At 60.7% G+C, this 11303-nt stretch carries 8 protein-coding genes and 2 tRNA genes; 8 read left to right on the top strand and 2 right to left on the bottom strand.

Translation table 11 applies throughout. The annotated features are described in order from the left end of the window. Positions 1-196: 196 nt before the first annotated feature. On the bottom strand, positions 197-1036 hold the full coding sequence (locus tag ABWO90_RS01300) for a TetR/AcrR family transcriptional regulator (protein ID WP_353189388.1): 840 nt from the start codon (positions 1034-1036) through the stop codon (positions 197-199). 464 nt (positions 1037-1500) lie between these two features. Here ABWO90_RS01300 and tig point away from each other — a divergent pair, with 464 nt between their 5' ends. The 8 genes from tig to ABWO90_RS01260 all read left to right on the top strand — a co-directional run bounded on the left by tig (position 1501) and on the right by ABWO90_RS01260 (position 10565). Continuing rightward, positions 1501-2841 (top strand): trigger factor, encoded by a 1341-nt coding sequence (gene tig / locus ABWO90_RS01295; protein WP_353189387.1) that lies wholly within the window; start codon positions 1501-1503, stop codon positions 2839-2841. A gap of 125 nt (positions 2842-2966) precedes the next feature. Further along, positions 2967-3620, top strand: coding sequence for an ATP-dependent Clp endopeptidase proteolytic subunit ClpP (gene clpP / locus ABWO90_RS01290; RefSeq protein ID WP_353189662.1), 654 nt, complete (start codon positions 2967-2969; stop codon positions 3618-3620). Positions 3621-3856: 236 nt separating this feature from the next. Beyond that, positions 3857-5137 carry an ATP-dependent Clp protease ATP-binding subunit ClpX gene (gene clpX / locus ABWO90_RS01285; protein WP_353189386.1) on the top strand — a complete coding sequence of 427 codons (1281 nt, stop codon included), beginning with the start codon at positions 3857-3859 and terminating at the stop codon, positions 5135-5137. 194 nt (positions 5138-5331) lie between these two features. Continuing rightward, entirely contained in the window at positions 5332-7752 is a 2421-nt protein-coding gene (lon, locus tag ABWO90_RS01280; protein ID WP_353189385.1) for an endopeptidase La, read from the top strand. A 279-nt stretch (positions 7753-8031) separates the two neighbouring features. Further along, the gene (locus ABWO90_RS01275) at positions 8032-8334 is read left to right on the top strand and encodes an HU family DNA-binding protein (RefSeq protein ID WP_353189661.1); all 303 of its coding nucleotides are present in this window, start codon (positions 8032-8034) and stop codon (positions 8332-8334) included. 56 nt (positions 8335-8390) lie between these two features. Further along, a tRNA-Val gene (locus ABWO90_RS01270) sits at positions 8391-8466 on the top strand. Between the two features lie 14 nt (positions 8467-8480). Next, positions 8481-8557, top strand: a tRNA-Asp gene (locus tag ABWO90_RS01265). Between the two features lie 82 nt (positions 8558-8639). Next, on the top strand, positions 8640-10565 hold the full coding sequence (locus ABWO90_RS01260) for a SurA N-terminal domain-containing protein (protein WP_353189384.1): 1926 nt from the start codon (positions 8640-8642) through the stop codon (positions 10563-10565). A gap of 57 nt (positions 10566-10622) precedes the next feature. Here ABWO90_RS01260 and ABWO90_RS01255 read toward each other — a convergent pair whose 3' ends face one another. Further along, complete coding sequence (locus ABWO90_RS01255) at positions 10623-11282, bottom strand: arylesterase (RefSeq protein WP_353189383.1); 660 nt, start codon at positions 11280-11282, stop codon at positions 10623-10625. Positions 11283-11303 lie beyond the last annotated feature (21 nt).

The raw sequence follows: 11303 nt of genomic DNA, 5'->3' as shown, positions 1-11303 counted from the left end.
CTCGATGCCTCTCGCGAACCGGTGACGGCGTTATTGTTGGATCGTCAGGCGATACATTGGTGCGATGAATGCCGCAGATTCGCCGGTCATTCGGGTGATGCGTTCAAGCTTCCGGCGCCGGTGGCTCTGGCGCTTGGCGCCGTGGTCCACCGTCGTTGCGCAGGCTTGCCGTGATGCCATCGGGCGTGCGGGTGCGTCAGGCGCTTGCCAGGGTGCGGTCATTGTTGCTGGGTGCCGGAGTGGCTGAGACGTCGGCGTCGCCGTTCGCAGCGTTCATGTCCGGTCCGGACGCAGCACCCGCTTCGCGCGGCGGTGTCACGTCGGCGTCCTTCGTCAGTGCAAACACGGCGGCGAAGCTTGCCAACTGCTCCTCTCCGGGCATTGGCGCCTTGAGCGCCGCGACCATCAGCGCAGTCAGTCGCGCCACCACCTGCAGGTCGCCCATCGGCTGGCCTTGCGCAAAGGTGTCGATCAGACGCGACGTGTCGCTGCTCGCCAGCACACCGGAGAGCGCCTGCAAGGCAAAGTGCAATCGCCATCCCAGTTCCTGACGAGGAAGTTGGGGCAGGGCACGGGCGAACGCCTCAAAAAAGCGTTCGAACACCGGAGCGTAGTGCCGCTGCAGATAGTCGCGGATAAACGGCGAGGGATCGGCGTAGACGCGTCCGAGCAGGCGCAGGAACGCGGGGCCGCCAATGTCGCGGTGATGCGAGATGGCAAGTGCCGGGATGAACATCGCGCCGAGCACGTGCTCGCAGGTCAACTGCTGGCCCGGCCATTCGGCTTCGGCGCGGGTCAGCAAGGCGAGGCGTTCGTCGTTGAGGCGGTCCAGCCGACGCGAAAGCATCGCCTGGAGCAGGGTTTCCTTGCTGCCGAAGTGGTAGTTCACGGCGGCGAGGTTGACCTCGGCGCGAGACGTGATCTGGCGCAGGGACATGGCTTCGTAGCCGTACTCGATGAAGAGATCTTCTGCGGCATCGAGAATCCGCAATTTGGTGTCGCCGGCTTGCCGGCCGGCGGAAAGACGTGCGCTCACGACTCACCTCCAGTAGGGCGCGGCACAACTGCTCAGGGCCGCATCGACTTAATGATCCAATGCAATGACGCAATGAACTTACGTTTCATTCAAACGTTCGATTGAATCCTAGGTGCTGCGTGAGCGTCTCCCAAGATCTTTTTGTGGATGGCGCCCTCTAATACTGGGTTTCGGCCGGACCGCATGGTGAGGACGAGGGGCAGGACGTCCAGCCGGGGGAAGGTCCGGGAATGGCCCGATTTCGGCGATTTCGGGCTGGAAAGTCTCGTGGCGGGACAATAGTTTGCTAAAATGTCCCGCTTTGTTTGCAAAACCGTTTTGGCGCTACCCCGATTCGTTGGGGGCGGAGGGAAGCCGGCGTCGCATCGTCGGTTCCGGCCCAAGGTTGATTAACTGACTGGGTCCGCTCGCGGCATTTCCCTCGCCGTGACACAGAACGACCCTCTGGATGGACGAATACTCTTATGACTATCGCTGTTGAAAACCTCGGCAAGCTCGAGCGTCGCTTTACCGTCGCCCTGCCCAAGCAGGAAGTGGAAAAGGAAGTTGCAGCACGCATTCAGAAGCTGTCGAAGACGGTTCGCATGCCGGGCTTCCGTCCGGGCAAGGTGCCCCTGAAGATGGTCACCCAGCAATATGGTGGTCAGGTCGAAGCCGAAGTCGTGAGCGACAAGGTCGGCCAGCAATTCTTCGAAGTTACGAAGGAGCAGGATCTGCGCGTGGCCGGTCAGCCGCGCTTCGCACCGAAGGCCGACGCGGCCGACACGGAATACGCGTTCGACGCCACGTTCGAGGTCTACCCGGAAGTCAAGATCGGTGATCTGGCGGCTGCCGAAGTGGCACGCACGACGACCGACGTCTCGGAAGCCGAGATCGATCGCACCATCGATATCCTGCGCAAGCAGCGCGTGCACTACCACGTGCGCGGCGAAGCCGGCGAGCATGGCGACGGCGGCGCGGTTGAAGCCAAGGAAGGCGATCGCGTGACGGTCGACTTCGTCGGCAAGATCGACGGCGAAGTGTTCGCCGGCGGCAGCGCCGAAGATTTCGTGTTCGTGCTGGGCGAAGGCCGCATGCTGCCCGAATTCGAAAAGGCAACGCTGGGCCTGAAGGTCGGCGAGTCGAAGGAATTCGAACTCAAGTTCCCGGACGAGTACCACGGCAAGGAAGTGGCCGGTAAGACCGCCACGTTCACCGTCACGCTCAAGAAGGTCGAGTGGGCGCACCTGCCGGAAGTCGACACCGAATTCGCCAAGTCGCTCGGCATCGCCGACGGCAGCATCGAAAAGATGCGCGCCGACATCAAGGAAAACCTGTCGCGCGAAGTGAAGCGTCGCACGCAGGCTCTCCTCAAGGATCAGGTCATGAATGCCCTGATTTCGGTTGCCGAACTCGACGTGCCGAACGCACTGGTCGAACAGGATCAGGAGCGCCTGGTCGCCATGGCGCGTCAGGACCTCGCGCAACGCGGTGTGCCGAACGCCGGCAACGTGCCGATCCCGGCCGAAATGTTCAAGGAACAGGCTGAACGTCGCGTCAAGCTGGGCCTGATCCTCGCCGAACTCGTCAAGCAAAACGACCTGCAAGCCAAGCCGGAACAGATCAAGGCGGAAGTCGAAGAGTTCGCGAAGAGCTACGAAGACCCGCAAGAAGTCGTCCGCTGGTACTATGGCGATCAGCAGCGCATGGCGGAAATGGAAGGTTTCGTCGTCGAGAACAACGTTGTCGAGTTCGTCCTGGGCAAGGCCAAGGTGACCGACAAGCAAGTTAGCTTCGAAGAGCTGGCTGGCAACACGCAATCGTAATCGACCGCGTACGACCGACTGAACCGCCGCGACCGAAAGGTCGTGGCGGTTCTTTTCCAAATGGCCCCCGGGCCTCCTCCCTGCGGCGCGCAAAACCATCTCGATAGAAGGGTCGAACCGATATGATTACCCGTTCCGAATTGCTCGCCCAACTCGCCTCCCAGACGCACAACTCCGCCCTCGACACGCAAGGCCTCGGCCTCGTCCCGATGGTCGTCGAGCAAAGTGGTCGTGGTGAGCGCGCTTACGACATCTATTCGCGACTCCTCAAGGAGCGCATCATTTTCCTGGTGGGCGAGGTCAACGACCAGAGCGCCAACCTCGTCGTCGCCCAATTGCTGTTCCTCGAGAGCGAAAATCCGGACAAGGAAATCTCGATGTACATCAACTCGCCGGGCGGTTCCGTCTCGGCCGGCCTGGCGATTTACGACACGATGAAGTTCGTCAAGCCGCCGGTCTCGACGCTGTGCCTGGGCATGGCGGCAAGCATGGGCGCTTTCCTGCTGGCAGCGGGCGAGAAGGGCAAGCGCTTCGCGCTGCCGAACGCGCGCATCATGATTCACCAACCGCTGGGCGGCGCCCGTGGTCAGGCGTCGGACATCGAAATCCACGCGCGTGAAATCCTGCTGCTCAAGGATCGCCTGAACCGTCTGCTGGCCGAGAACACCGGTCAATCGCTCGAAGTCATCGCGCGCGATACCGATCGCGACAACTTCAAGTCGGCGGCCGATGCCGTTGAGTACGGGTTGATCGATCGCGTGCTGGAAAAGCGTCCCTGATCGCGTCCCGAAAACGGCGCGACTGACGGCGGAGAATTTGGCGCGACACCGGGTATTTTCGTTCGGGAATGCCGGGAGTTTGCGCCAAGTCTTTGTCGTAAAAGGGAATTTCTTGCTGTCGCGGGTGGGCCACACGCTCGCGCGGCATGGCGTTACAATGGGATTCACGTATGCCGCGTTTGCCGCCCCCGACGGGGGACGACCGGGGCGCAAATTGCTAGCAGGCTGACACAGATATGGTGGATAAAAAAAGCACTTCCAACGGCGAAAAGCTGCTCTACTGCTCGTTCTGCGGAAAGAGTCAGCACGAGGTCAAGAAGCTCATCGCGGGTCCGTCCGTGTTCATCTGCGACGAGTGCATTGATCTGTGCAACGAGATCATCCGCGACGAGGCCGCAGCGGCCGAAGACGAGAGCGGCAGTGGCGGCAAGTCCGATCTGCCGTCGCCACAGGAAATCCGCGAGAGTCTCGATCAATACGTGATCGGTCAGGACCGCGCCAAGAAGATTCTGGCGGTGGCGGTCTACAACCATTACAAGCGATTGAAACACCTCGGCGACAAGCGCGACGAGGTCGAACTGTCCAAAAGCAACATCCTGCTGATCGGGCCGACCGGGTCGGGCAAGACGCTGCTCGCGCAAACGCTCGCGCGTTTGCTCAACGTGCCCTTCGTGATTGCCGACGCCACCACGCTGACCGAAGCCGGTTATGTGGGTGAAGACGTCGAAAACATCATCCAGAAGCTGCTGCAGAACTGCAATTACGAGATCGAGCAGGCGCAGAAGGGCATTGTTTACATTGACGAAATCGACAAGATCAGCCGCAAGTCGGACAATCCGTCGATTACCCGTGACGTGTCGGGCGAAGGTGTGCAGCAGGCGCTGCTCAAGCTCGTCGAAGGCACGATGGCGTCGGTGCCGCCGCAAGGTGGACGCAAGCATCCGAATCAGGATTTCATCCAGGTCGATACGACGAACATTCTGTTCATCTGCGGCGGCGCGTTCGATGGTGTCGAGAAGATCATCATGAACCGCACGGAGAAGACGGGTATCGGCTTCGGTGCAACGGTGAAGACCGGGGAAGAGCGCGACGCAGGCGAACTGCTGCGCGACGTCGAGCCGGAAGACCTGATCAAGTTTGGTCTGATCCCGGAACTGATCGGTCGTCTGCCGGTGGTTGCCACGTTGGGTAAGCTTGACGAAGACGCACTCGTCACCATCCTCATCGAGCCGAAGAACGCGCTGGTCAAGCAGTACCAGCGACTGTTCGCGATGGAAGGCGTGGAACTCGAGATTCGTCCGGCAGCGCTGCATGCGGTGGCTCGCAAGGCCATCAAGCGCAAGACCGGCGCGCGCGGCCTGCGTTCGATCATCGAACAGGCGCTGCTCGAAGTGATGTACGAGCTGCCGTCGCTCAAGGGTGTGACCAAGGTGATTCTGGACGAAAACGCGATCAGCGGCGACGGAAAACCACTCTTGATCTACCAGGAGTCGCCCAAGGTTGCCGGCTCCAATTGAACGGTCAACTCAGTGCCACCCGAAGCCGTTCATGGAAACATGGACGGCTTTTTTTCCTTCATACTAGTGCCACGGGCAATGAAACCCCGAGTGGTGCACCTTGTCGGCGAAAGGGCTCATCCTGCCCCTTGTAATTCTCGCCGGCGGCCTCAATTAGCTGGAACACAACGGTATCGTTAAATATGGGGAACGAGATGTCAGGCACCCAAATCCTCCCGCCCGAAGCGATTCAACTGCCCCTGTTGCCTTTGCGCGACGTGGTCGTGTTTCCGCACATGGTGATTCCCCTTTTCGTGGGGCGTCCGAAATCGATCAAAGCGCTTGAAACCGCCATGGAAGGCGGCAAGCACATCATGCTCGTCGCCCAGAAGGCGGCAGCCAAGGATGAACCCACGGCCAAGGATCTCTATGAGATCGGCTGCGTGGCGAACATCCTGCAAATGCTCAAACTGCCCGATGGCACCGTCAAGGTGCTCGTCGAGGGGATTCAGCGCGCCCGCACGCTGAGCGTGGACGAAGAAGAAACGCAGTTCACGTCGGAAGTCATGCCGCTGGAACCGGATGACGGCAATTCGCCCGAGTCCGAAGCGCTGCGCCGCGCGATCGTCGCGCAGTTCGATCAGTACGTGAAGCTCAACAAGAAGATTCCGCCCGAGATCCTGACGTCGCTGTCGGGTATCGACGAAGCGGGTCGTCTGGCCGACACCATCGCTGCACATCTGCCGCTCAAGCTCGAGCAGAAGCAGAAGATTCTGGAGATGTTTCCGGTCATCGAGCGCCTCGAGCATTTGCTCGCGCAGCTTGAGAGCGAGATCGACATTCTTCAGGTGGAAAAGCGTATCCGTGGCCGCGTGAAGCGCCAGATGGAGAAGAGCCAGCGCGAGTACTACCTGAACGAACAGGTCAAGGCCATCCAGAAGGAACTGGGCGAAGGTGAAGAAGGTGCCGATCTCGAGGAGCTCGAGAAGCGCATCAAGGCTGCGCACCTGCCCAAGGAAGCCAAGAAAAAGGCCGACGCCGAACTCAAGAAGCTCAAGCTGATGTCGCCGATGTCGGCCGAAGCGACCGTCGTGCGTAACTACATCGACACGTTGGTCGGTCTGCCGTGGCGCAAGAAGAGCAAGGTGAACAACGACCTGTCGAACGCCGAGAAGGTGCTCGACGAAGACCACTTCGGTCTCGAGAAGGTCAAGGAACGTATCCTTGAGTATCTTGCCGTGCAACAGCGCGTGGACAAGGTCAAGGCGCCGATCCTGTGCCTGGTCGGGCCCCCCGGTGTGGGCAAGACCTCGCTTGGCCAGTCGATCGCACGTGCGACGAACCGCAAGTTCGTGCGCATGGCGCTCGGCGGCGTGCGTGACGAGGCCGAGATTCGCGGCCACCGTCGAACGTACATCGGGTCGATGCCCGGCAAGATTCTGCAGAGTCTGTCGAAGGTTGCCGTGCGTAACCCGCTGTTCCTGCTCGACGAAGTGGACAAGATGGGCATGGATTTCCGCGGCGATCCTAGCTCGGCATTGCTCGAAGTGCTCGATCCGGAACAGAACCACACGTTCTCGGACCACTACGTCGAAGTCGACTTCGATCTGTCGGACGTGATGTTCGTGGCGACGTCGAACTCGCTGAACATTCCGGCGCCGTTGCTCGATCGTATGGAAGTGATTCGCCTCTCGGGCTACACGGAAGACGAGAAGGTGAACATCGCCCAGCGTTATCTGCTGCCGAAGCAGAAGAAGAACAACGGGCTGAAGGAAGGCGAGATCGATCTGACGGAAGCCGCGATTCGCGACATCATTCGCTACTACACGCGCGAAGCCGGTGTGCGTTCGCTCGAGCGTGAGATCTCGAAGATCTGCCGCAAGGTCGTGAAGATGTTGTTGCTCAAGAAGGTCGATGGCTCGTCGATCAAGGTCGATGCGAGCAATCTCGACAACTTCCTGGGCGTGCGCAAGTTCGACTTCGGTCTGGCGATGAAGGAAAACCAGATCGGCCAGGTCACGGGTCTCGCGTGGACGGAAGTGGGCGGCGATCTGCTGACCATCGAAGCCGCGCTGATGCCGGGCAAGGGCAACATCATTCGCACGGGCTCGCTCGGCGACGTGATGAAGGAGTCGGTCGAAGCGGCCCGCTCGGTGGTGCGTTCGCGTGCTCGCCGACTGGGTGTGACTGACGAGCAGTTCGAGAAGAAGGACATCCACATTCACGTGCCGGAAGGTGCGACGCCGAAGGACGGTCCGTCTGCCGGTATCGCGATGACGACGGCACTGGTCTCGGTGCTCACCGGCATTCCGGTGCGTGCGGATGTGGCAATGACCGGCGAGATCACGCTGCGCGGCGAAGTGCTGCCGATCGGCGGTCTCAAGGAGAAGTTGCTCGCGGCACACCGTGGTGGCATCAAGCTGGTGTTGATTCCGGAAGAGAACGTGAAGGATCTCGCCGAGATTCCCGATACGGTCAAGAACGCGCTGGAGATCGTGCCCGTGCGCTGGATCGACAAGGTGCTTGAGCTGGCGCTGGAGCATGCACCTGTGCCGCTGCCGGAAGAGGAAGCCAAGGCGGCGCCCGTCACGCCGAACACCGAAGCAGGTGGCAAGCAGGACGTGATCAAGCACTGATTGTCTTCGATTGTCTGACGGCGAAGGGGAGCGCATCTTTTCGCTTTCGTCCTTCAGGCAAAAAAAGACACAAAAAGCTCGGGGTTTTCCCCGGGCTTTTTTTATTCACTCAAAGTGCTCGAAAATAGCGGCGGGAAAGTGCAGATTCAGGAGTGCTTTCTATGCTGCCGGAACGCTGCAAAACGGCTTGACATCAGGGTTTCCGGCTTGTCTAATGGCAAAGCCAGCGGACCTCGCAGATCGAAGTCAAGGCGCACCAAGAGCGTCTCCGCGGCTCAAATCGCCTACTATCCTTGCAAGGGGGTTACAGTGAATAAGACGGATCTGATCGAGCATATCGCGAGTGAGGCAGACATTTCAAAAGCGGCTGCCGGACGCGCACTTGATGCATTGGTAGGTGCGGTAAAGAAGTCGCTGAAGAAGGGTGATCCTGTGACGATGGTGGGCTTCGGCACGTTCCACGTTGCCAAGCGCGCAGCGCGCACGGGCCGCAATCCGCGCACGGGTGCCGCGATCAAGATCAAGGCCGCGAAGGTGCCGAAATTTCGCCCTGGCAAAGATCTGAAAGATGCGTTAAACTAACGAGCTTTCCTGCTTCGGCAGGATGCTGTAGCAAGAACAAAACTAGAATCGGGAACGGGTGCTTAGCTCAGTTGGTAGAGCGGCGCCCTTACAAGGCGTAGGTCGGGGGTTCGAGCCCCTCAGCACCCACCAGTTCCAGATCTTGGGGAGCGGTAGTTCAGTTGGTTAGAATACCGGCCTGTCACGCCGGGGGTCGCGGGTTCGAGCCCCGTCCGCTCCGCCAAATTGTGAAAAGGCGAACTTCGGTTCGCCTTTTTTGCCATATGACGTCCTAAGACGCTTCCAGACGACTTTTCCGATCTCGTATGTTCGACTTCATCCGCCGTCATCAACGACTGGTCCTCATCTTCCTGACGGTGCTGATTGTGCCGTCGTTCGTGGTGTTCGGCGTTCATGGCTGGCAGGAATATGCCTCGGATGCCGGCACGATTGCCAAGGTCGGCGATCAGACGGTGAGCCGTCAGGAATACGACAACGTGCTTCGCGCGCAGACCGAACGCATGCAACAGATGTTCGGCGGTGCCGTCGATGCGAGCCAGATCAACACGCCCGAGATGCGCGGCGCCGTGCTCGATAACCTGATCCAGCAGAAGCTGCTCACGCAGGAAACCCTCAAGAAGAATCTGTCGGTGCCCGACGCGCAAGTGCGTGAAGCCTTGCTGGCGATTCCGGCAATCGCACAACTGCGTCGCCCGGACGGTTCGATCGATCAGGCCGCCTACGAGCAACTGCTGTCTGCACAGAATCTGACCCCGCAACGTCTCGAGGCGCAGATCCGTTTCGAACTCGCTTCGAACCAGTTGCCGTCGAGCGTGCAGGCGAGTGCCATGCTGCCGAAGACGGTGCTCGACCAGTTCGCACAGTTGCGCGCGCAGCAGCGCGAAGTCTCGGCGTTGACGTTCCCGGTGTCCGATTTCGCGGGCAAGGTCACGCCGACCCAAGAGCAGATTCAGGCGTACTACGACGCACACAAGGCCGCCTTCCAGACGCCGGAATCGGCCGAGATCCAGTACGTGGTGCTCGACCCGAAGGCCATGCCGGCATCGGCGCAGACCGCCCCGAGCGACGACGTGCTGCGCAAGATGTACAACGACAACCTGAAGCAATACACGACGCAGGAAGAGCGTCGTGCGTCGCACATCCTGATTGCCTCGCCGGCCGATGCGTCGCCTGCCGATCACGCCAAGGCGAAGGCCAAGGCCGAGGCGCTGCTGGCGCAACTCAAGCAGAACCCGAACGACTTTGCCAAGCTCGCGAGCCAGAATTCCGAAGACCCGGGCTCGAAGGCCAACGGTGGCGATCTGGGCTTCTTTGCGCGTGACGCGATGGTCAAGCCGTTCGCCGATGCGGCGTTCGCGCTGAAGGCCGAAGGCGACATCAGCGACGTGGTGAAGAGCGACTTCGGCTATCACATCATCAAGCTCACGGGCATCAAGCCGGCGCAGACCAAGGCGTTCGAGGACGTGAAGGCGCAACTGGCCGATCAGTATCGTCAACAGGAGTCGGCAAAGTCTTACGCCAAGCTGGCCGATCAGTTCACCAATGCGGTGTACGAGCAGCCGGACAGCCTCCAGCCGGTCGCCGACAAGCTGAACCTGAAGGTGATGACGGCAACCGTCACACGCAAGCCGGACCCGTCGCAGGCGCAGGGCCCGCTCGGCAACGAGAAGCTGCTCAAGGCCGTGTTCGGGGACGAGTCGCTCAAGAACAAGCGCAATACGGAAGCGGTGGACGTTGGTCAGGGCGTGCTGGTCTCTGCCCGCGTGGTGAACTACCATCCGGCCGCCACGCCGCCGCTCGCGCAGATCGCGGCACAGGTCAAGGAAAAGGCGACGGCCGATCTGGCCGAGCAGGAAGCGAAGAAGGTGGGTCTCGCCAAGCTCGAAGCGCTCAAGAAGGGCGGCGATGCGGCGTTTGGTCCTGCACAGATGGTCTCGCGTGACAATCCGGGCAAGCTGGCACCGGTGGCACTGACGGCGATCTTTGGCGCCGACACGGCGAAGCTGCCTGCGTATGTGGGCGTGGAGCTGGGCGAAGGCCAGGGTTACGCGGTGTATCGCATCAGCAAGGTGACGCAGCCCGCGACGCAAGACCCGCAGCGCCTCGCAGCCGAAGCGCAGCAGTTGAATCAGTTGGCCGCGCAGGCCGAGTGGAACGCCTGGATGGGTGATCTGCGCGAGCGCTCGAAGGTCAAGGTCGTCAACGATGTGACGAAGACGTCGGGCAACTGATCGCCACACGGCGACGTTCCGATGAGATAAAAAACGCGGCCAGTCGGCCGCGTTTTTTTATGCGCCGGACTTCGGCGAATTCGGATTGCCGCGCGAGTCGGCCGCCTTCGACGGAGATTTACCCGACGCCGGCTTGAGCAACGGCTTCACCGTCGGCCAGACGTTTTGCAAAATTTGCGGGTGCGCCTTGGCCAGCGGATGAATCTGGTCCTGCTGGAACCAGTCGGGATGCTCCACGACGCCTGCCAGAAGGAAGGGTACATACCCTGTCTTCTCCTGTTTGGCGATCGTGGAGAACATGGTGAAGAACTGCTCGCTGTAGTCGGGGCCGTAGTTGGGCGGAATACGCATGCCCACGACGATCACCCGGCTACCGACCTTGCGCGCAGCGGCAATCATCTCGTGCAGATTCGTGCGCGTGAGATCGAGCGGAATGCCGCGCAGCGCGTCGTTGCCGCCGAGTTCGAGGATTGTGATGGCCGGTCGATAGCGCTCGAGCAACGGGGCCAGGCGGGCGCGTCCGCCGCTCGTCGTGTCACCACTGATACTCGCGTTGACGACGTTATAATCGAAGCCGTTTTGCGTGATCGTCTGCTGCATCAGATTGACCCAGCCGGCGCCACGCGCGATGCCATACTCTGCCGAGAGGCTGTCGCCGACGACGAGGATCGTCGGTGCGCCAGAACTCGCGGCGTTCGCTGCGGTCCCTGTCAGCATGCACCAGCCGACGACGGCTGA

This window comes from Pandoraea pnomenusa, assembly GCF_040391475.1.
Classification (GTDB): Bacteria; Pseudomonadota; Gammaproteobacteria; order Burkholderiales; family Burkholderiaceae; genus Pandoraea; species Pandoraea pnomenusa_C.
The sequence above is the reverse complement of the archived record's forward strand: the minus strand, read 5'-3'. Positions and strand labels throughout refer to the sequence as shown.